At 65.7% G+C, this 19,312-nt stretch carries 20 protein-coding genes and 1 riboswitch; of the genes, 13 read left to right on the top strand and 7 right to left on the bottom strand.

Features of this window, described 5'->3' with window-relative positions; translation table 11 throughout:
- The first annotated feature begins 21 nt into the window (after window positions 1-21).
- Complete coding sequence (locus ACKTEK_RS02075; protein ID WP_409163578.1) at window positions 22-1,167, top strand: site-specific DNA-methyltransferase; 1,146 nt, start codon at window positions 22-24, stop codon at window positions 1,165-1,167.
- A gap of 4 nt (window positions 1,168-1,171) precedes the next feature.
- Here the strand turns inward: ACKTEK_RS02075 and ACKTEK_RS02070 are convergent, their stop codons facing one another.
- Complete coding sequence (locus ACKTEK_RS02070; protein WP_409164871.1) at window positions 1,172-2,224, bottom strand: A/G-specific adenine glycosylase; 1,053 nt, start codon at window positions 2,222-2,224, stop codon at window positions 1,172-1,174.
- Between the two features lie 87 nt (window positions 2,225-2,311).
- Between ACKTEK_RS02070 and ACKTEK_RS02065 the strand changes: the two genes are divergently transcribed.
- The 8 genes from ACKTEK_RS02065 (at window position 2,312) to ACKTEK_RS02030 (ending at window position 10,120) form a co-directional block, all read left to right on the top strand.
- Window positions 2,312-2,815 carry a DUF721 domain-containing protein gene (locus ACKTEK_RS02065; protein ID WP_409163577.1) on the top strand — a complete coding sequence of 168 codons (504 nt, stop codon included), beginning with the start codon at window positions 2,312-2,314 and terminating at the stop codon, window positions 2,813-2,815.
- Between the two features lie 105 nt (window positions 2,816-2,920).
- Window positions 2,921-3,577: a DsbA family protein gene (locus ACKTEK_RS02060; protein ID WP_409163576.1), complete on the top strand. Its 657-nt coding sequence runs from the start codon at window positions 2,921-2,923 to the stop codon at window positions 3,575-3,577.
- Between the two features lie 63 nt (window positions 3,578-3,640).
- A complete protein-coding gene (locus ACKTEK_RS02055; RefSeq protein WP_409163575.1) occupies window positions 3,641-7,102 on the top strand; it encodes a chromosome segregation SMC family protein in 3,462 nt (1,153 codons plus the stop codon).
- A gap of 247 nt (window positions 7,103-7,349) precedes the next feature.
- Window positions 7,350-7,712 carry an AtpZ/AtpI family protein gene (locus ACKTEK_RS02050; protein WP_409163574.1) on the top strand — a complete coding sequence of 121 codons (363 nt, stop codon included), beginning with the start codon at window positions 7,350-7,352 and terminating at the stop codon, window positions 7,710-7,712.
- Between the two features lie 56 nt (window positions 7,713-7,768).
- On the top strand, window positions 7,769-8,518 hold the full coding sequence (locus ACKTEK_RS02045) for a F0F1 ATP synthase subunit A (RefSeq protein ID WP_409163573.1): 750 nt from the start codon (window positions 7,769-7,771) through the stop codon (window positions 8,516-8,518).
- A 97-nt stretch (window positions 8,519-8,615) separates the two neighbouring features.
- Entirely contained in the window at window positions 8,616-8,840 is a 225-nt protein-coding gene (locus ACKTEK_RS02040; RefSeq protein WP_409163572.1) for a F0F1 ATP synthase subunit C, read from the top strand.
- A gap of 131 nt (window positions 8,841-8,971) precedes the next feature.
- Window positions 8,972-9,619, top strand: coding sequence for a F0F1 ATP synthase subunit B (locus ACKTEK_RS02035; RefSeq protein ID WP_409163571.1), 648 nt, complete (start codon window positions 8,972-8,974; stop codon window positions 9,617-9,619).
- Between the two features lie 21 nt (window positions 9,620-9,640).
- On the top strand, window positions 9,641-10,120 hold the full coding sequence (locus ACKTEK_RS02030; protein ID WP_409163570.1) for a F0F1 ATP synthase subunit B: 480 nt from the start codon (window positions 9,641-9,643) through the stop codon (window positions 10,118-10,120).
- Window positions 10,121-10,191: 71 nt separating this feature from the next.
- On the opposite strand, the gene gcvPB is transcribed toward ACKTEK_RS02030, so the two are convergent.
- From gcvPB to ACKTEK_RS02000, 6 genes are all read right to left on the bottom strand, one after another.
- On the bottom strand, window positions 10,192-11,760 hold the full coding sequence (gcvPB, locus tag ACKTEK_RS02025; protein ID WP_409163569.1) for an aminomethyl-transferring glycine dehydrogenase subunit GcvPB: 1,569 nt from the start codon (window positions 11,758-11,760) through the stop codon (window positions 10,192-10,194).
- Window positions 11,757-13,100, bottom strand: coding sequence for an aminomethyl-transferring glycine dehydrogenase subunit GcvPA (gcvPA, locus tag ACKTEK_RS02020; protein WP_409163568.1), 1,344 nt, complete (start codon window positions 13,098-13,100; stop codon window positions 11,757-11,759). The genes gcvPB and gcvPA overlap by 4 nt, the downstream gene beginning before the upstream one ends.
- 13 nt (window positions 13,101-13,113) lie before the next feature.
- Window positions 13,114-13,578: an OsmC family protein gene (locus ACKTEK_RS02015; RefSeq protein WP_409163567.1), complete on the bottom strand. Its 465-nt coding sequence runs from the start codon at window positions 13,576-13,578 to the stop codon at window positions 13,114-13,116.
- A 3-nt stretch (window positions 13,579-13,581) separates the two neighbouring features.
- Entirely contained in the window at window positions 13,582-13,953 is a 372-nt protein-coding gene (gene gcvH, locus ACKTEK_RS02010; protein ID WP_409163566.1) for a glycine cleavage system protein GcvH, read from the bottom strand.
- 35 nt (window positions 13,954-13,988) lie between these two features.
- Entirely contained in the window at window positions 13,989-15,137 is a 1,149-nt protein-coding gene (gene gcvT / locus ACKTEK_RS02005; protein ID WP_409163565.1) for a glycine cleavage system aminomethyltransferase GcvT, read from the bottom strand.
- A 169-nt stretch (window positions 15,138-15,306) separates the two neighbouring features.
- Window positions 15,307-15,396: riboswitch (glycine riboswitch) on the bottom strand.
- A gap of 55 nt (window positions 15,397-15,451) precedes the next feature.
- On the bottom strand, window positions 15,452-16,078 hold the full coding sequence (locus tag ACKTEK_RS02000) for a hypothetical protein (RefSeq protein WP_409163564.1): 627 nt from the start codon (window positions 16,076-16,078) through the stop codon (window positions 15,452-15,454).
- Between the two features lie 281 nt (window positions 16,079-16,359).
- Between ACKTEK_RS02000 and ispH the strand changes: the two genes are divergently transcribed.
- The 4 genes from ispH to ACKTEK_RS01980 are packed head-to-tail and all read left to right on the top strand — an operon-like array spanning window position 16,360 to window position 19,312.
- Complete coding sequence (gene ispH / locus ACKTEK_RS01995; RefSeq protein WP_409163563.1) at window positions 16,360-17,319, top strand: 4-hydroxy-3-methylbut-2-enyl diphosphate reductase; 960 nt, start codon at window positions 16,360-16,362, stop codon at window positions 17,317-17,319.
- A gap of 4 nt (window positions 17,320-17,323) precedes the next feature.
- Complete coding sequence (locus ACKTEK_RS01990; protein WP_409163562.1) at window positions 17,324-18,289, top strand: homoserine kinase; 966 nt, start codon at window positions 17,324-17,326, stop codon at window positions 18,287-18,289.
- Window positions 18,286-18,759 carry a ribonuclease HI gene (rnhA, locus tag ACKTEK_RS01985; RefSeq protein ID WP_409163561.1) on the top strand — a complete coding sequence of 158 codons (474 nt, stop codon included), beginning with the start codon at window positions 18,286-18,288 and terminating at the stop codon, window positions 18,757-18,759. Before ACKTEK_RS01990 ends, rnhA begins: the two co-directional genes overlap by 4 nt.
- A gap of 40 nt (window positions 18,760-18,799) precedes the next feature.
- Window positions 18,800-19,312, top strand: coding sequence for a DUF1697 domain-containing protein (locus ACKTEK_RS01980; protein ID WP_409163560.1), 513 nt, complete (start codon window positions 18,800-18,802; stop codon window positions 19,310-19,312).

Here is a 19,312-nt window from a genome sequence, read left to right as displayed (position 1 = left end):
TTGCGTAAGGGTCAGTTGTTCATGCGTTCGCTCTCCAAGGCGAAGGCTGGCGGTCCGTCTTCGGATTGCGGCCTTCATCCCGCCCTCGACACGTTCCTCGACAAGATTCACGTGGGCGATTGCATCGCCGAGATGGCGAAGATGCCGGAAAAATCGGTGGATCTCGTCTTCGCCGATCCGCCCTACTACCTTCAACTCGACGGCGCGCTGCACCGGCCGGACAATTCCAAGGTCGATGCTGTGGACGACGACTGGGACAAGTTTTCCAGCTTCGAGCACTACGACGCCTTCACGCGCGCCTGGCTGCTGGCCTGCCGCCGCGTGCTGAAGCCCACCGGCACGCTGTGGGTGATCGGCTCCTATCACAACATCTTCCGCGTCGGCGCGAGCCTGCAGGACCTGGGCTTCTGGGTGCTGAATGACATCGTGTGGCGCAAATCGAACCCGATGCCGAACTTTCGTGGCATGCGCTTCACCAATGCCCACGAGACGATGATCTGGGCGTCGCGCGATGCCAATGCCAAGGGCTACACCTTCAACTACGAAGCGATGAAGGAACTGAATGACGGGGTGCAGATGCGCTCCGACTGGCTGTTCCCGCTGTGCACTGGCGGCGAACGCCTGAAGGACGAGGACGGCAACAAGGCACACCCGACGCAGAAGCCCGAGGCTCTGCTGGCGCGCGTGCTGATGGCTTCCACCAAGCCCGGCGACGTGGTGCTCGACCCGTTCTTCGGCACCGGTACGACGGGTGCGGTGGCCAAGAAGCTTGGCCGCCACTTCATCGGGCTGGAGCGCGAGAAGGCCTATGCCAAGGTCGCCAACAAGCGCATCGCCGAGATCGAGCCGCATGATGCAAGCTCGCTTCAAATGACCGCTGGCAAGCGCGCCGAACCGCGCGTGGCCTTCGGGTCGCTGATCGAGAACGGGCTGGTGACGCCGGGCATGACGCTGAGCGACGCCAAGGGCCGCCACGCGGCGATGGTTCGCATCGATGGCACGCTGGACGTCAACGGCTTCACCGGGTCGATCCACAAGACCGGTGCCCACGTTCAAGGTCTGGAAGCGTGCAACGGCTGGACGTTCTGGCACTTTGAGCAGGGCGGCAAGCGCCTGCCGATCGACGCGCTGCGCAGCGAATTCCGCTCCCGAGCGAAAGCCGCTTAGAGGACTATTCCACGCCAGCGTGGGCCAGCACCTTGCGCATCACCGTGGGAAACGCCTCGCGGTGCATGTCGCCGGGTGCGACCCAGCGCATGCCATCGGGCGCGGGCGTGCTTTCAGGAACGCTCGCGGCATAGACGTCCAGTTCCAGCTGAAAATGCGTGAAGCCGTGGCGCACCGGGCCGGTGAGCTTGCGCCATGTCGCATCGATTGGCGCATGGGCGAGACCGGCTTCCGGCTTGAAGCCTTGCGTCCATTCACTGCCCGGCACCTCGCTCATTCCTGCCAGCAGGCCCTTTCGGGGCCTTGAGCGCACCAGCAGCGCCCCGTCCGGTCTGCTCGCGACGAAGGCCGCGCCGCGCCGGGTGGGCCGCTCCGCCTTCGGTGCCTTGCGCGGCAGGGTTTCGGCAATCCCAAGTCGGAAGCCCTCGCAATTCTCATTCAGCGGACAGAGCACGCAGGCCGGTCGCTTCGGCGTGCAGATCGTCGCGCCGAGATCCATCAGCGCCTGCGCCACGCAGCCGGGACGCTCGGTCCCGTTGAAGGCCTGTGCGGCCTCGCGCAGCACTTTCTTGGAACCCGGCAGCGGCTCTTCGATGGCGAAATAGCGCGCGGTGACGCGCTCGATGTTGCCATCCAGCGGGACGGTTGGGTGATCGAAGGCAATCGCCGCGATGGCCGATGCCGTGTACGGCCCGATGCCCGGCAGGTCCGACAGGCCTTCGGGCGTTTCTGGGAATTTGCCACCGGTCGCGGCCAGCACCTTGGAGGCTGCGTGCAGGTTGCGCGCGCGCGAGTAATAGCCAAGCCCCGCCCACTGGGAGAGCACGTCCTGCTCCGGTGCGGCAGCCAAAGCGGCGACATCGCCCCAGCGCGCGACGAAGGCCTCGAAATAGCCCTTCACCGCCTGCACCGTCGTTTGCTGCAGCATGATCTCGCTGAGCCAGATGCGATACGGGTCCGGCGTCTTGCCCGGCGGTACGCGCCACGGCAGAACCCGCGCATGGCGGTCGTACCAGGCGAGCAGGTCGGCGCGGGCTTTTGTGGCGGGTTCGGGCATCGGCGGGATACGGGTGCGGGCCACGGTCGGATTTGGTAGGATTCGCAAGTGGCGCAACGCGCGCCATTCGCTTCAGATAGCAGGGCCATGAGCAGGAACGAGAGCGGCAACGTCAAGAAGAAGCTCGGCGTGCGCGCCGTGGGGCAGATCGTGCCCGGCCTCGTCGCGCCGTCCGCCCGCAAGTTCGGCTTCGCCTCCTCGGACCTCATCGCCCAGTGGAGCGTCATCGTTGGCGAGGACATTGCCGAGATCTGCGCGCCCGACCGCATCCAGTGGCCCCGGCAGGCACCCGACCCGGAGGACGGTTCGGCCAAGGCGGCAGCGACCCTGCACCTGCGCGTTCCCCCCGAACACGTGCTGCGGGCAAGCCACGAGACCACGCTGGTGGCGGAACGCGTCAACGCATTCTTCGGCTACAAAGCCATCGAGAAGGTGGTCGTGCACCGGCGCGAAACCGCAGCCAGCGAGCCGGAGGGCGACGCCCTGCCCCGGCAGCCGGAGCACCGGGAGAAGGTCAGCGGGTTTTCCGACGAGGGCCTGAGCGATGCCTTGTCGGAACTGGGCGGGTTCGTGCGGCAGGCCGACGACTGACGCAATCGTGTTCGCCCTGTCGCAACAACGCCCCAATTCCTGCTATATCCCCATCAAATGGACCGCCGCGCGCCAGCGCGGCTTCGAACACGGAAAGACATTCGCATGGATCGCAGGACCCTGATCATCGGCGGCGCCGTCGTCATCGCAGCAGCAGCCGCAGGCGGCTACTACTTCACCACCCAGGCGCAGTCCCCCGCGACGGGCGGCGGCACCGCGTCCGACCAGCTGGCCGTGGCCGGCCCGCTCGGCGACCGCGCCCTTGGCGAGGAAAGTGCACCGGTGACGATCTACGAGTACGCCTCGTTCACCTGCGGGCACTGCCGCGATTTCCACGACAACACCTATCCCACGATCAAGGAAGAATACATCGACACCGGCAAGGTGCGCTTCGTCTTCCGCGAGTTCCCGCTCGATCCCGTCGCGACGCTCGCTTCGATGATCGCGCGCTGCACCGACGAGAACCGCTACTATCCCTTCGTGGATGCCCTGTTCGAGCTGCAGCGCAGCTGGATCGCCGACGATCCGGTCGCCGGCCTGCAGCGCGTCGCCAAACAGGCGGGTTTTTCACAGGAGAGATTCGACGCGTGCCGGGAGAATCAGTCACTGCTGGACGGGGTCAACTGGGTGAAGGAACGCGCGTCCACCGAATTTGGCGTGGACTCGACGCCGACCTTCTTCATCAACGGGGAAAAAGTCAGTGGGAACCTGCCCATCGACGAATTCCGTTCAAAGATCGACGCGGCACTTAACGCTTCCTGATGAAACGGGCGGCGTGCGCATCCGTGCGCGCCGCTTTTGCCTGACAATGCGGGGCGACGGGCGATGAAGTTCGACCGGCTCCGCATCGTTGGCTTCAAGACCTTCGTCGATCCGACCGAGGTCCCGATCCTGTCGGGGCTGACCGGCATCGTCGGGCCGAATGGCTGCGGCAAGTCCAACCTCGTCGAGGCCATGCGCTGGGCGATGGGCGAGAACTCCCACAAGAGCCTTCGCGGCTCGGGGATGGACGACGTCATCTTCTCCGGTTCGGGCACGCGGCCTTCACGCAACACGGCGGAAGTGAGCCTGCTGCTCGACAATTCCGACCGCCTCGCACCGGCGCAGTTCAACGATTCCGACCAGCTTGAAATTTCCCGGCGCATCGAGCGCGAGGCTGGCTCCGCCTACCGCATCAACGGCAAGGACGTGCGCGCCCGCGACGTGCAAATCCTGTTTGCCGATGCTGCGACCGGCGCGCATTCGCCTGCCCTCGTGCGGCAGGGGCAGATCGGCGAACTGATCGCCGCCAAGCCCGCGCAGCGCCGCCGCATTCTCGAGGATGCCGCTGGCATCGCGGGTCTCCACGCCCGCCGCCACGAGGCGGAACTGCGGCTGCGGGCAGCTGAGTCCAATCTTGAACGCCTCGACGACGTCATTTCGCAGATCGCCAGCCAGCTGGAATCGCTGAAGCGGCAGGCCCGCCAAGCCAACCGCTACCGCGTGCTGTCGGGTGAGATCCGCAAGGTGGAAGCCAGCGTCCTTCACCTGCGCTGGGCCGATGCGCGCGACGAGATCACCCGCCACGGGAAGGCGCAGGAAGAGGCGGTGCGCGCCGTTGGCGAGCGCATGAAGGCAGCAGCAGTGGCGGAAACCGCCCGCGCCGACGCGCAAAACGCACTGCCGCAGCTTCGCGAGAACGAGGCAAAGGCAGCCGCCATCCTGCGGCACGTCACGCTGATGCGCGACCAGTTGCAGGAAGAGGCCGACCGCGCGGCGGCCCGCCAGGGCGAACTGGAACAGCGCATCGTCGAAATTCGCCGCGACCGCGAGCGCGAGGCCTCCGCCATTTCCGATGCGGGTGAAGCGCTGGAGCGGCTCGGCACGGAAGCCGAGGGCCTGAAGGCGCAGGAGCCGCAGACCGGCGATGGCGGCGAAGCCCTGCGCGAGGCGGAGACGCGCACCGAGGCGCAATTGCGCGAACTGGAAGCGGAACTCTCGCAGCTTCAGGCCGATGCCGCCGACCTCACCGCGCGGCGCGAGCAGCTTGAACGCGTGATCCGCACCGAAAGCGAGCGGCTGACGCGGCTTGCCGGGCAGATCGGCGATATCGAGGCCGAAACCAACACGCTCAACGAGAAGCAGGCGCGCGCTGCCAGCGAGGCGGGCAATCCGGCGGAGGCCGTGGAACAGGCCCGCGCCGCGCTGGAAGCCAGCGAGCGCGCCGCCGAGGAAGCGACTGCCGCCGTGACGGCTGCACAAGAGCGTGAGCGCAATGCAGCCGAACCGGTGCGCGAGATCGAGCAGTCGATCCGTTCGCTGGATGCGGAGAAGCGCACGCTCGACAAGATCCTCGCCGTTGACGGTGCCGACCTGTTTGCACCGGTGATCGATTCGGTCTCCGCCGCGCCGGGCTACGAGACGGCGCTTGGCGCTGCCATGGGCGACGACCTGTCGGTGCCTGCGGACGAAGGCGCGGTCATCCACTGGCGGCAGGTTGCGCCGGGTGAAACCGACCCGGCCCTGCCGGATGGGTGCGAGCCGCTGAGCAAGCACGTGCGCGGTCCGGCGGTGCTGGCGCGCCGGCTGAGCCAGATCGGCGTCGTCGATGCAGACAACGGGCCTGCCATGCAGAAGCTGCTCAAGCCCGGCCAGCGACTCGTCAGCCGCGCGGGCGACCTGTGGCGCTGGGATGGCTACACGGCAGCGGCTGAAGCCAAGACGCCAGCGGCGGTGCGGCTGGAACAGCAGAACCGGCTGGCGGAACTCGCCGACGAGATCACCTCGGCAAGCGCGAAACTGGACGATGCCAAGGCCGAGGCGCAGGAAGCCTCCAGCGCACTGGCGCAAGCGCGCGCCGCGGAAGAAGAAGCCCGCCGCACCCGGCGCAGCACGCAGAGCGCGCTGAGCGACGCGCAGGAAGCGCTCGCCAAGGCCGAGCGCGCAGCCGCGCAGGACGTGGCACGGCTCTCGGCGCTGGCGGAAGCGCAGGTACGGATCAATTCCAGCATCGCCGAATCGGAAACCGCCAAGAAATCCGCCATCGATGCGCTGACCGGCTTCGAGGACGACGAGGCCCTGCAAGGGCGCATCACGACGCTAAAAGAACGGGTGAACGACGCGCGCGGCAAATATGCCGAGGCGCGGGCCGCGGCCCAGAGCCATGCCCGCGAAACCGCCATGCGGGCGCAGCGCCTTGCTGCCATCGAGCGCGAAAGCGCCCAGTGGACCAAGCGGCGCGACGATGCCAATGCCCAGAACGAGGCGCTGGTGAAACGGGCCGAGGAACTCTCCGCCGAGCGCGACGAACTCGCCCGCATCCCCGAGGAAATCAAGTCAAAGCGCGACCGGCTGAATGTCGAGATCGGCGAGAGCGAAGGCAAGCGGCGCGGTGCCGCCGACGCCCTGGCCGAAGCCGAAAGCGTGCTGCGCGAGGCCGACCGGGGCGTGCGCGAAGCCGATGCCGCCGTGGCGGAGGCGCGCGAGGCGCAGGCTCGCGGCGAAGCAACGCTGGAAGGATTGCGGCAGCGGCTTGCCGACATCGAGGAGCACATCCTCGAAACACTGGAATGTGCACCGTCAGAGGTCTTCGCCATGACCGGCTACGGGCCGGACGACACGCTGCCCGAGCGCGGCCAGCTGGAACGCACGTTGGAACAGCTCAAGCGCGACCGCGACCGGCTCGGCGCGGTCAACCTGCGCGCCGAGATTGAATCCGAGGAAGCCCAGAAGGAACATGACGGGCTGGTCTCGGAAAAGGCCGACCTGGAACAGGCCATCGCCCGGCTGCGGCAGGGAATCGCCAGTCTCAACAAGGAAGGCCGCGAACGCCTGCTCGCCTCCTTCTCCACGGTGAACAACCATTTCCAGAGGCTGTTCACGACATTATTCGGCGGCGGCACGGCGGAATTGAAGCTCGAGGGCTCCGACGATCCGCTGGAAGCGGGGCTTGAAATCATCGCGCGCCCGCCGGGCAAGCGGCCGCAGGTCCTCACCCTGCTTTCGGGCGGCGAGCAGGCGCTGACGGCGACCGCGCTCATCTTCGCGGTGTTCCTGACGAATCCCTCGCCGATCTGCGTGCTGGACGAGGTTGACGCGCCGCTGGACGATGCAAACGTGGAGCGCTTCTGCGACCTGATGGAAGAGATGGTCCGCTCCACCGAGACCCGATTCCTGCTCATCACCCACAACCCGATCACGATGGCCCGGATGGACCGGCTTTTCGGCGTCACAATGGGCGAGCGCGGGGTCAGCCAGCTGGTTTCGGTGGACCTTTCGGAAGCCGAACAGCTTCGCGAAGCGGGATAAGGATTTGGGTCCTGTGCGCCCATGCCGCACAACGGCGGTGCAAAAACAGGCATTTATTCAAAGGTTTCATAGACTTAGGTCCATTGTGGCGGTTCTTGACACCGTCCAGACCGCTCTTTATGTTGCGCGCGGTTTCAGGGGGGCGAGGGACCACTAGGACCCTTTCCCGAGCAAGCGTCGCAGATCACGGTTAGAATGTGGTCGGGCGGTTGCATCAGCGCAAAGCGCAGGGCCAGACCGAAGCGCGATGCCAGAGCAGACGAACGAGCGCGACAGCGCAGGCCGCACCGGTGGAGACGACCGTCTCGACAGGCTCGGCGAAGCACTGTCCAAGGCGAAGGGCAAATCCAGCCCGGAACCCAAGGGGCGCGGATCGTCGGCCAGCGGCTTCGGTCAAGCGCTGCGCATGAGTTCGGAATTCGTTGCCGGCATTCTCGTCGGTGCGGGGCTCGGGTGGCTGATCGACCGCGTGTTCGACACGGCTCCGTGGGGGCTGATCGTCTTCCTGATGCTTGGGTTCGGTGCGGGGATTCTCAACATTCTTCGCGCAGCCAAACTCGTCGATGACCCGGCTTCGCGGCTCAACGAGCCGCCGGAAAAGGGCGAATGAATATGAGGGTGAGCGGGCAGACCGTTCCTCCGACGCGAACAGGGGCTTGAGGGCGCGTGGCCAACGATCCGATCCACCAGTTCCAGATCCAGAAAATCGTTCCGATCGAGGTCGGCGACCTGGACCTGTCGTTCACGAACTCGGCACTGTTCATGGTGGCGACCGTGGCCGTGACGACTGCCTTCTTCATGCTGGCGACCTCCGGGCGCGGCATGGTGCCGACGCGGCTCCAGTCCATTGCCGAGATGTCCTACGAATTCATCGCCAGCATGTTGCGAGACGCGGCCGGCAGCCAGGGCCTGCGCTTCTTCCCGTTGGTGTTCTCGCTGTTCATGTTCATCCTCGTGGCGAACCTGCTCGGCATGTTCCCCTACTTCTTCACGGTCACCAGCCACATCATCGTGACGTTCGCGCTCGCGATGGTCGTGATCCTGACCGTGGTAATCTACGGCTTCTACAAGCACGGTCTCGGCTTCCTGAAGCTGTTTGTGCCCGATGGCGTTCCCGCACTCCTGATCCCGCTGGTGACGATGATCGAGGTCATCTCGTTCCTGTCGCGCCCGATCAGCCTTTCGGTGCGTCTGTTCGCCAACATGCTGGCCGGTCACATCACGCTGAAGGTCTTCGCGGGCTTCATCGTGTCGCTGAGCACGGCGGGCGCGGTCGGCATCGTCGGTTCGATCCTGCCGCTGGCCATGACGGTCGGCCTGACGGCGCTGGAATTCCTGGTCGCGTTCCTGCAGGCCTATGTGTTTGCGGTGCTGACCTGCATGTATCTCAACGACGCGCTGCACCCGAGCCACTAGGCGGGGCGGCGAGACGACTTTCACCGGCGCCGGTTGCGGCGTCATCTCGAAACAGCGGTTACCAACCAACACGGTTCATTCGTCAAGGAGCAACAAAATGGAAGCGGAAGCAGCAAAGTACATCGGTGCCGGCATCGCATGCCTCGGCATGGGCGGCGCGGGCATCGGCCTGGGCCAGATCTTCGGCAACTACCTGGCGGGCGCACTGCGCAACCCGTCGGCTGCTGACGGCCAGTTCGGCCGCCTGATCTTCGGCTTCGCCGTCACGGAAGCGCTGGGCATCTTCTCGCTGCTCGTCGCGCTCATCCTGCTGTTCGTCTAATCGGCGAATTCGACACCGGCTCCGGCGCGCCCCATCAAACGGGCGTGCGCCGGACCTGATTCCAGCGACTCGCCGCCCGGCACCAGCCGTGCGGGAGAGACGTGCATGAAATCCAGCAACGGTTGGCCGAGATGGCGAGCGATTACATTCAACTGACCCAGACCGACGAACCGGCCGCGGGCGAAGCCCTGCCGCCGGCAGGCGAGCCGCAGGTGGGCGAAGCCGGCCACGGCGAAGGCGACACGCACACCGCCGTCGGCACCGCCGCGGACCACGGTGGCGAACACGGGGCAACCTTCCCGCCGTTCGACAGCTCGACCTTCGCCTCCCAGCTTGTCTGGCTGGCGATCACGTTCGGCCTGTTCTACTACCTGATGTCGAAGATGGTGCTGCCGCGCATCGCGCAGACTCTCGAGCAGCGTCACGACCGCATTGCCAGCGACCTGGCGGAAGCCGAGCGCCTCAAGTCCGAGACGGACGAGGCGATCGCAGCCTACGAGCAGTCGCTTGCCGAGGCGCGCCAGCGCGCCAACGAGATCGCCAAATCCACGCGAGACCGTGTCCAGTCGTCCATCGATGCCGAGCGCACCGAGGCGGAGGACGCGCTTGCGACGCGGATGCAGGAAGCCGAGGCGCGAATCGCCGAGGTGAAGGCGCAGGCGATGAGCAATGTCGACGAGATCGCGACCGAAGCTGCGGCAGAGATCGTCTCGGCACTTGGCGGCGGCAAGGCCACCAAGGCGGAACTGAGCAAGACCGTCGCGGACGTTCGCGCTTAGGCGCCGGATAAGGACAGCACCATGGATGCAACATTCTGGGCACTGATCGGCCTCATCATCTTCCTCGGCATCGTGATCTATGTCCGCGTGCCGGGCCAGATCACCTCGGCGCTCGACAAGCGCGCTGTGCGCATCGCCGACGAGCTTGAGGAAGCCCGCAAGCTTCGCGAGGAGGCGCAGGCGCTCCTGGCCGAGTATCAGCGCAAGCAGCGCGATGCGGAGAAGGAAGCAGCCGACATCGTGTCCGCCGCTGAATCCAACGCAGCGCGCATGGCCGAGGAAGCCAAGCAGGCGGTCGAGGAACTCATCACCCGCCGCCAGAAGATGGCCGAGACGAAGATCGCGCAGGCCGAGGCACAGGCCGTCCAGGACGTGCGTTCGGTTGCCGCCGAAGTTGCCGTTGCAGCGGCCGAGAAGATCCTCGCCGACAAGATGACCGGTACGGCTGCCAACAAGCAGATCACCGACTCCATCTCCGAGATCAAGGCACGGCTCCAGTAAGGACGCCGACCATCGACAAGTTTGAAAAGGCCCCGGTTGAAACACCGGGGCCTTTTTCGTTTCCGCCTTCTCTATTCGGCCGCTTCCTGCGCCGGTTCCGGCGGCGTCCACTTGAGGCGCGGGTTGCGGGCGGCCTGCGTCTCGTCGAGGCGGCGGCGCGGCGCGTAGTAGGGCGCGCCGGAGAAGCGCCCGGTCTTGCCTGCCTTCGCGGCCGAGACGAGGTCGCGCATGGTGGCGATGAACAGATCGAGACTGGCCTTGGATTCCGATTCGGTCGGCTCGATCAGCATCGCGCCATGCACCACCAGCGGGAAATACATCGTCATCGGGTGGTAGCCCTCGTCAATCATCGCCTTGGCGAAGTCGAGGGTCGAGACGCCGGTATCCTTCAGGAAGGAATCGTCGAACAGCACTTCGTGCATGCAGACCTGGTTGCCGAAGGGCTGGGTCATCACGTCGGAGAGTTTCGTGCGCACGTAGTTGGCGTTGAGCACGGCATCCTCGGAGGCCTGCCGCATGCCGTCCGAACCATGCGCCAGCATGTAGGACAGCGCGCGCACGAACATGCCCATCTGCCCGTGGAAGGCGGTCATGCGGCCAAAGGGCTTGGCCTCGTCCTTCGTGTGTTCGACGAGACCGAACAGGTCTTCCGCCCGGCTGACGAAGGGGACCGGCGCGAAGGGTGCCAGCGCTTCCGACAGCACCACCGGGCCTGCGCCCGGCCCGCCACCGCCATGAGGCGTGGAGAACGTCTTGTGCAGGTTGATGTGCATGGCGTCGATGCCGAGGTCGCCGGGACGCGCCTTGCCGACGATGGCGTTGAAGTTCGCACCGTCGCAATAGAAGTAGGCCCCTGCCTCGTGCACCGCGTCGGCGATCTCGATCACGTCGCGCTCGAACAGCCCGCAGGTGTTGGGGTTGGTGAGCATGATGCCGGCGACCGTGTCATCCAGCAGTTCCCTCACCGATGCCGGATCGACGGTGCCGTCCTTGCGGGCGGGGATGGCCTTCACGGAGTAGCCAAGCAGGGCTGCGGTCGCCGGGTTGGTGCCGTGGGCGGATTCCGGCACCAGCACCACGGTGCGCGTGTCACCTTCGCCGCGTGATTCCAGCGCTGCCTTGATCGCCATCATCCCGCACAGTTCGCCATGCGCGCCGGCCTTGGGGCTCATGGCAACGGCCGCCATGCCGGTCATGGTCTTCAGCCATTCAGCGAGCGTGTCGATCAGTTCGATCGCGCCCTGAACGGTGGAGACCGGCTGCAACGGGTGCACGTCGGCAAAACCGGGCAGCCGCGCCATCTTCTCGTTGAGGCGCGGGTTGTGCTTCATCGTGCAGGAGCCGAGCGGATAGAGCCCCATGTCGATGGCGTAGTTCTTCTGCGACAGCCGCACATAGTGGCGCATGGCCTCCGGCTCGCTCAGGGCCGGCAGTCCGGCCTTCTGCTTTCGCTTCAGCTTGCCGAGCCGGGACCTGACTTCAGGGGCTGGCGGAATGTCGACGCCGCAATTGTCCGTCTGACCGATCTCGAAGAGCAATGGCTCCTCGATCATCAGCGCGGCATTGCCGGTGTAGGTGTCGGGCGCGCTGCTGTCGCCCTGCGTCGGGGCAGAGGGGCGTCCCTGGTTGTTCATGCTCATCCCAGCACCTCGCTCAGTGCGACCGTGTAGGCGACACGGTCGGCATCGGTGTTGACCTCGGTGGCGGCGACGAGGATCACGTCGTCCAGCCCGGCATTCGGGTCGATGCGCGAATAGGGCACCCCGCCCAGCACGTTGCGCAATGCAAGCTGCTCGATCACCTGCGCGGCGTCACGCGGCACCCGAATCGCGAACTCGTTGAAGAAGGTCTCGGAAAGGACCTCGACACCGTTCACCCCGTCCAGCGCATCGGCAAGCTGTACCGCGTTTGCGTGGTTCAACTCGGCAAGGCGCGTCAGCCCGAGATCGCCCATGAGTGACAGGTGGATGGTAAAGGCGAGGCAGCAAAGGCCCGAATTGGTGCAGATGTTGGACGTCGCCTTGTCGCGGCGGATGTGCTGTTCGCGGGTCGAGAGCGTCAGCACGTAGCCGCGCCGCCCTTCCGCATCCACCGTCTCGCCGCACAAGCGGCCCGGCATCTGCCGCACGTATTTCTGGCGCGTGGCGAACAGGCCGACATACGGCCCGCCGAAGTTCAGCCCGTTGCCAATGCCCTGCCCTTCGCCGACGACGATGTCGGCACCCATCTCGCCGGGCGGCTGGATCAGGCCGAGGCTGACGACTTCCGTAAACACCGCGATCAGCAATGCGCCGTGCTCGTGCGCCTTCTCAGCGATAGGGGTCAGGTCCGTCAGGTTGCCGAAGACGCCGGGCGTCTGCACGACGACGCAGGAGACCGTGTCGTCGATCTGCGAGAGGATATCCTCGGCCCCCGCCGGGTCGGCGGGCAGCGCCACGACCTCGTCGCCGGCCATGCGCGAGACCGTTTCCACCACGTCGCGGTAGTGCGGGTGCAGCGAGCCGGACAGCACCGCCTTGTTGCGGCGGGTGACGCGGTGCGCCATCAGCACGGCCTCGGCGGTGCCGGTGGAGCCGTCGTACATGGAGGCGTTGGCCACATCCATGCCGGTGAGGCGCGCGACCTGCGTCTGGAATTCGAACAGGTATTGCAGCGTGCCCTGCGTGATTTCCGGTTGGTACGGCGTGTAGGAGGTCAGGAATTCCGAGCGCTGGATCAGGTGATCGACACTTGCGGGCACGTGGTGGCGATAGGCCCCGGCGCCGACGAAGAAGGGGACGGAGCCGGCGGCGACGTTCTTCGCCGACATGGCGCCGAGCAGTCGCTCGACCTCCAGTTCGCCCTTGGTGCGCGGCAGGTCCAGCAGGTCGTCGAGGCGTGCCTTCTTCGGGATCGTGTCAAACAGCGCGTCGATCGAATCGACGCCCACATCGGCCAGCATCTCGGCCCGGTCGGCATCGGTCAGCGGCAGGTAGCGCATCGGCTGGCTTCCTTCAGGTTCTCGGTTCGAGCCAGATATCGGTCTTCACGGAATTGGCGATGAAGCACGCCTCGTGCGCATCGTGGTGCAGGGCGTGGAGCTTGGCGGCATCCGGCGCGTCACCCTCGAAGGTCGCCTTGGGGCGCAAGGTGACCGAGGTGATGGCGATTCTGCCCTCACCGTTCTTCTTCATCTCGCCGTCGGCATTGTCCTCGTAAGCCGTGACGACGAAGCCCGCGCGGCGCGCGAGATCGAGAAACCACAGCATGTGGCAGCTCGACAGGCTGGCGACGAAGGCTTCTTCCGGGTCGACCGCATCCTCGCGCGACTTCGGCACCGGCACGACGCTGGGTGAAGACGACGCCGGAACCTCGACGCCGCCGTCGAAAGACCAGGTGTGGCCGCGCGAATAGTCGTTGGAGGCGAAGTCCGCGCCCTCCAGCGCCCAGCGGATCCCGGCGGTGTAGATATGCGCCACGCGCTACTCCTGCTCTTCGACGAACTTCTTGTAGGCATCCTCGTCCATCAGCTCGTCGAGCTGGGACTTGTCGGACATCTTGATCTTCATGAACCACCCATTGCCCTGCGGATCGTCGTTCACGGTGGAGGGCGCTTCGCCGAGCGCGTCGTTCACGGCGCTGACTTCGCCGGTCAGGGGCGCATAAACCTCGCTGGCGGCCTTCACCGATTCCACCACCGCGGCCTCGCCGCCGGCGGTCACGCTGCGGCCCACGTCCGGCAGCTCGACATAGACGACATCGCCAAGCTGTGACTGGGCGAAATCGGTGATGCCGACCGTCGCCTCATCGCCTTCGACACGCACCCACTCATGGTCCTTGGTGAAACGCAGCATTGCTCAACCCCTCGAGTTTTCGTTGATCTTTGAAATTATCCGCGGTGGAAACCGGGCGGCACGAAGGGCAGCTTCACCACCCTCGCCGGCTGGGCCTTGCCGCGCACCATCAGTTGCAATGGCGTGTCCGGCTTGGCGAAGGTCGTCTTGACGTAGCCCATGGCGACGGGGCCGCCGACGGTCGGCCCGAAGCCGCCGCTGGTGACGGTGCCGATCTCGTTGCCGTTCTCGTCGGCAATGACGGTGCCCTCGCGGGCCGGCGCGCGCCCCTCCGGCAAGATGCCGACGCGTTTGCGCGACGGGCCGTCCTGCAATTCGCGGTAGATGCGCTGGAAGCCGGGAAACCCGCCCTCCTCGCGGCGGCGCTTTCCAATGGACCACGTGAGACCCGCTTCAACCGGGGAGGTCGTCTCGTCGATGTCGTGGCCATACAGGCAGAGGCCCGCCTCCAGACGCAGCGTGTCACGCGCGCCAAGGCCGACCGGAATCACCGCATCGGATGCCGCGAGCGCGGCCCAGACCGCCTCGGCATCGCGCCCGGCGGTTGAAATCTCGTAGCCGTCCTCGCCGGTGTAGCCGGAGCGGGAGACATGGATGTCGATGCCGTCGAACTTGGCAGGCCGCGCGTCCATGAAGGCCATGTCGGCAGCGCCCGGCACATGGGCGCTCAGGACTTCGGCCGCCTTTGGCCCCTGCAGCGCGATCAGTCCGCGCCCCTCCAGCGGGTCGAGCCGCACGCCGCCGGTGAGGTTGGCCTCGATATGGGCGTAGTCGCCCGCCTTGCAGGCCGCGTTCACCACGAGGAACAGCGTGCCGTCATCCTCAGACGATGCGCCACGGGTCACCATCAGGTCGTCGATGATGCCGCCATCGGTATTGAGTAACTGGGTGTAGCGCTGGTGGCCGGGATCGAGCCTGCGGATGCCCGCGGGCACGAGGGCTTCGAGCGCGGAGGCGACGGTCTTGTGGCTGCCGTTCTCGGCGCGCAGCACCGCCTGGCCCATGTGGGACACGTCGAACAGGCCGGCGCTTTCGCGCGTTGCCTTGTGTTCGGCCATGATGCCCGTTTCGTACTGCACCGGCATGTCGTAGCCGGCAAACGGCACCATGCGCGCGCCAAGCGCGACGTGGACTGCGTGAAGCGGTGTCTTGAGAAGATCGCCGCCGTCGGTTGCCCCTGCCATAGGGTTCTCCCGTTCCGTTGCTTCAAGGCCATGCGCGAACCGGCGCAGATGCGCGCTGGCCCAGCACCCCCTCTGTCACGGAACCTGAGAGAATTCGCTCGACCGGCAGAACGCCGGCTGCTTACCCCCGTCGGTGAATCGGGCGCGCCCGATTGCTTTCCAGAGGCCGTATGATCCAGCGGTCCTTTTGCCTGAGCGTTTCCGGGGCGGTTGCGCCTTCGGCCCTGACCCGAAGGTCAGCGTCTCCCGCAGGATAATTATCGGCGGAGAAGATCATATGCCCGCGAAAGGGCTAGTCAACCTGAGTCGTGCGATCAGCCGCCCTGGCCGTCGAAACCGACATAGAGCAGGTAGCGGGTGACATCGGCACCGGCGGGTATTGTCAGGCCCGGCGTCTGCTGGACCATCACGTAATCCGCGCTCGTCTGGCCCGGCCCGATGGTGACGGACTGGGTGAACAGGTCACCCCACATCGGCGCTTCCCCACGAGCGACAAAGGCGACGCGCAGGGGCAACGAATAGGTGCCCTCGCCGCCACGCGGCCCAATGACCACGCGACCGGAGACACCGAACTTGATGGAGACGATCTCGTCGCCCGACCAGGTGCACTCGCGGGCGATCTTCATGATCGAGCCCTGATAGCGAATGAATTCCGGGTCGCCGTCGGCACCGCGCTCGTAGACACGCAGCGTCTGCGTCCCGTCGCGGATGACGGCGCGCGGGCAGCCGCGTGCATCTTCCAGTTCGGCACGTTTCGGGATCGGATCGCTGGAGGAGGTGGAATTGAGGTTCAGCCGCTGCGCGAGGTTGCTGCTGGCATTGCTGATGCCCTGGGCCGGCGGGCTGGAACAGGCGGCAAGCAGGCCGAACAGTGCGCAGGCAAGGCCTGCGGCACCAAGACGGGGTGCATTGGAACGAAAAGATTTGGAAAAGCTACGCATGAACGCCCGACAGTCTCCAAGTTGCGCTTCTTCTGTCGCTTCGCTCGCGCGGTGAACGCGCGCTCGTGGCGTTGCTGTGCGCGCTTATCCCGGCGAGAAAATGGCGCGCTTGCGATCCAGTTTCCCGGCGGTGCTTGACAGCGCAACGCTCGGCGACACTATACCCCCGACATTCGCTCGCGAATGCGCCGCCGACTATACCAGTCCGCGTCGCTTCCCGATAAGGCGATGCAGCGACAGCGTTAACCGCTGCCGCCCCGCCTGCCAAGCCCGGACACCGAATGACCGACCGCAAACCCCTGAAGCTGCTGTTGTGCTCGCCGCGCGGATTCTGCGCCGGCGTCGACCGCGCCATCCGCATTGTGGAGCTGACGCTGAAGCGTTTCGGGCCACCGGTCTACGTGCGCCACGAGATCGTCCACAACCGGTTCGTGGTCGAAAATCTCAAGGCCAAGGGCGCGGTCTTCGTGGAGGAACTCGACCAGATTCCCGATACGCAGGCCCCGGTGATCTTCTCCGCCCACGGCGTGCCGAAATCGGTTCCGGCGGAAGCCTCCGACCGCAACATGTTCTTCCTGGATGCGACCTGCCCGCTGGTTTCCAAGGTCCACAAGGAAGCGATGGTGCATGAAAAGTACGGTCGCGAGATCGTGCTGATCGGCCATGCGGGGCATCCGGAAGTGGTCGGCACGATGGGGCAGCTTCCGCCCGGGACCATCCACCTGGTGGAGACGGTTGCGGATGCGGAGGCGTTCACGCCGAACAACCCGGAAAACATCGCCTACCTGACGCAGACGACCCTTTCGGTGGACGATACCGCCGAGATCGTCGCGGTGCTGTCGCGCCGGTTCCCGGCCATTGCGCCGCCGCACAAGGAAGACATCTGCTACGCCACCACAAACCGGCAGGAATCGGTGAAGGCCGTTGCGCCGCTGGCAGACGCGATGATCGTCGTCGGCGCGCCGAACAGCTCCAACTCGCAGCGACTGGTGGAAGTGGCGCTGAAGGCTGGATGCAAGCACGCACAACTGGTGCAGCGGGCCAGTGACATCGACTGGTCGATCTTCGACGCGGCCGACACGATCGGGCTGACAGCGGGTGCCAGCGCACCGGAAGTCCTCGTCGACGAGGTCATCAATGCCTTCGGCGAACGCCGCAAGCTCGACCTCGAAACCATTTCCACCGCTGACGAAGACGTCATCTTCAATCTCCCGCGCGCCCTGCGCGAAGCCGCCGAGTAGCGCCTTGGCCGTCTACACCGACGTTTCCGACGAAGAGGTTTCCGCTTTCGTCGCGGCCTACGACATTGGCGGGCTACTATCGTTCAAGGGCATCGCGGAAGGGGTGGAGAATTCCAACTTCCTGCTGCGCACGGACCGCGACCAGTTCATCCTCACGCTCTATGAAAAGCGCGTGGCGGAAGCCGACCTGCCGTATTTCCTCGGCCTGATGGAGCATCTCGCCCAGCGCGGTATCCGCTGCCCGCAGCCGATCCACGCCCATGACGGCGCCATGCTGCGCAAGCTGGCGGGGCGTCCCGCAGCGCTGATCGAGTTCCTGGAAGGCATGTGGGTGCGCCGCCCGCGCACCGAGCATTGCCGCGAACTGGGCACGATGCTGGCCAAGCTGCACTTGGCTGGCGCGGACTATTCCGGCAACCGCGAGAACGCGCTGTCGGTCTCCGGCTGGCGACCGATCTTCGAGGATGCCCGCGCACGCGCCGACAGCGTGTCGCCGGGGCTTGCAAGCGAGATGGACGAGGCGCTCGGCGAGCTTGAGGCCCACTGGCCGGACGGGTTGCCGAGCGGCGTGATTCACGCGGACCTGTTTCCAGACAACGTGTTCTTCATCGGCGAACAGCTTTCGGGCTTCATCGACTTCTATTTCGCCTGCAACGATGCCTTCGCCTACGACGTCGCGATCTGCCTGAACGCGTGGTGCTTCGAGCCGGATCTGTCCTTCAACGTCACCAAGGCACGGGCCCTGATGACGGCTTACGCAAACGTCAGGCCGTTTACGCAAGCGGAAGTCGAGGCGCTGCCTGTTTTGGCGCGCGGCGCTTCCATGCGCTTCCTCGTCACGCGGCTGTACGACTGGCTGAACACGCCTCCCGGCGCGATGGTGCAGCCCAAGGACCCGATGGAATACCTGCGCAAGCTGCGCTTCCATCGCGGCGTGGACGATGCATCTCAATACGGACTGGAGGCATGAGCGACCAGCAGAAGGTCAGCGTCTACACCGATGGCGCCTGCTCCGGGAATCCCGGACCGGGCGGCTGGGGTGCGCTTCTCGTCTACAACGGCACCGAGAAGGAGCTGTGCGGCGGCGAAGCGGAGACGACCAACAACCGCATGGAACTGACCGCGGCCATCATGGCGCTGGAGGCCATGAAGCGGCCGGTCACGGTGGACCTGTTCACGGACTCCTCCTACGTGCGCAACGGCATCACACAGTGGCTGCGCGGCTGGAAGGCGCGCGGCTGGAAGACCGCCGACAAGAAGCCGGTGAAGAACGTCGATCTCTGGCAGCGGCTTGAAGAGGCGATCCACCGCCACGACGTGGACTGGCACTGGGTGAAGGGCCATGCGGGGCACCCGGAAAACGAGCGCGCCGACCAGCTAGCCAACGAGGGCATGGCCCCGTTCAAGCCTAAGAAAAAGAAGCCTGTAAAACCCGCATGAGCGCAGCCCAGCCGGGCAAAGCCTTGAGGACGCCGCGCCGATGACCCGTCATGTCGCCTTGCTGAGAGCGGTGAACGTCGGCGGGACCGGCAAGCTGCCCATGCCGGACCTCAAGGCCATGTGCGAGGACGCGGGCCTTGAAAACGTGCGCGCCTATATCGCCAGCGGAAACGTCGTCTTCGACACGAAGTTGAGCGCCGCCAAGGCGCGCGACGCGCTGGAAACGCGCCTCGAGGCTTATGCCGGCAAGCGGGTCGATGTCTTCATCCGCACCGCTGCCGACATGGCGCGCATCCTGAAAGACAACCCGTTCCCTGACGAAGAGCCGAAATACACGACGGCGATCTTCCTCGACGAGGCGCCGAAGCAGGCGTGGCTGGACGAGGCGAAGGGCTGCAAGGATGCGGTGATGAAGCTGGGGCAGCACGAGATCTACGTGCACTACCCCAGCGGGATGGGGCGTTCGAAGCTGAAAATTCCGGCGGCCGAACGCGGCACGGCGCGCAACTTGAACACGGTCGCGAAGCTTGCCGGGATGGCCGCCGGGGACTGA

Source organism: Tepidamorphus sp. 3E244, from assembly GCF_046159835.1.
Classification (GTDB): domain Bacteria; phylum Pseudomonadota; class Alphaproteobacteria; order Rhizobiales; family Tepidamorphaceae; genus JACKJK01.
The sequence above is the reverse complement of the archived record's forward strand: the minus strand, read 5'-3'. Positions and strand labels throughout refer to the sequence as shown.

Bases quoted from the DNA above. Each gene is read 5' to 3' on its own strand.
- ACKTEK_RS02050 (WP_409163574.1), top strand. From the start codon at position 7,350: ATGCCAGAGCAGACGAACGAGCGCGACAGCGCAGGCCGCACCGGTGGA.
- gcvH (WP_409163566.1), bottom strand. From the start codon at position 13,953: ATGCTGCGTTTCACCAAGGACCATGAGTGGGTGCGTGTCGAAGGCGAT.
- gcvT (WP_409163565.1), bottom strand. From the start codon at position 15,137: ATGGCAGGGGCAACCGACGGCGGCGATCTTCTCAAGACACCGCTTCAC.
- ACKTEK_RS02075 (WP_409163578.1), top strand. From the start codon at position 22: ATGCGTTCGCTCTCCAAGGCGAAGGCTGGCGGTCCGTCTTCGGATTGC.
- gcvPA (WP_409163568.1), bottom strand. From the start codon at position 13,100: ATGCGCTACCTGCCGCTGACCGATGCCGACCGGGCCGAGATGCTGGCC.
- ACKTEK_RS02030 (WP_409163570.1), top strand. From the start codon at position 9,641: ATGGATGCAACATTCTGGGCACTGATCGGCCTCATCATCTTCCTCGGC.
- ACKTEK_RS02000 (WP_409163564.1), bottom strand. From the start codon at position 16,078: ATGCGTAGCTTTTCCAAATCTTTTCGTTCCAATGCACCCCGTCTTGGT.
- ACKTEK_RS02035 (WP_409163571.1), top strand. From the start codon at position 8,972: ATGGCGAGCGATTACATTCAACTGACCCAGACCGACGAACCGGCCGCG.
- ACKTEK_RS02040 (WP_409163572.1), top strand. From the start codon at position 8,616: ATGGAAGCGGAAGCAGCAAAGTACATCGGTGCCGGCATCGCATGCCTC.
- ACKTEK_RS02055 (WP_409163575.1), top strand. From the start codon at position 3,641: ATGAAGTTCGACCGGCTCCGCATCGTTGGCTTCAAGACCTTCGTCGAT.
- ACKTEK_RS02060 (WP_409163576.1), top strand. From the start codon at position 2,921: ATGGATCGCAGGACCCTGATCATCGGCGGCGCCGTCGTCATCGCAGCA.
- ACKTEK_RS02065 (WP_409163577.1), top strand. From the start codon at position 2,312: ATGAGCAGGAACGAGAGCGGCAACGTCAAGAAGAAGCTCGGCGTGCGC.
- ispH (WP_409163563.1), top strand. From the start codon at position 16,360: ATGACCGACCGCAAACCCCTGAAGCTGCTGTTGTGCTCGCCGCGCGGA.
- ACKTEK_RS01980 (WP_409163560.1), top strand. From the start codon at position 18,800: ATGACCCGTCATGTCGCCTTGCTGAGAGCGGTGAACGTCGGCGGGACC.
- rnhA (WP_409163561.1), top strand. From the start codon at position 18,286: ATGAGCGACCAGCAGAAGGTCAGCGTCTACACCGATGGCGCCTGCTCC.
- ACKTEK_RS02070 (WP_409164871.1), bottom strand. From the start codon at position 2,224: ATGCCCGAACCCGCCACAAAAGCCCGCGCCGACCTGCTCGCCTGGTAC.
- gcvPB (WP_409163569.1), bottom strand. From the start codon at position 11,760: ATGAGCATGAACAACCAGGGACGCCCCTCTGCCCCGACGCAGGGCGAC.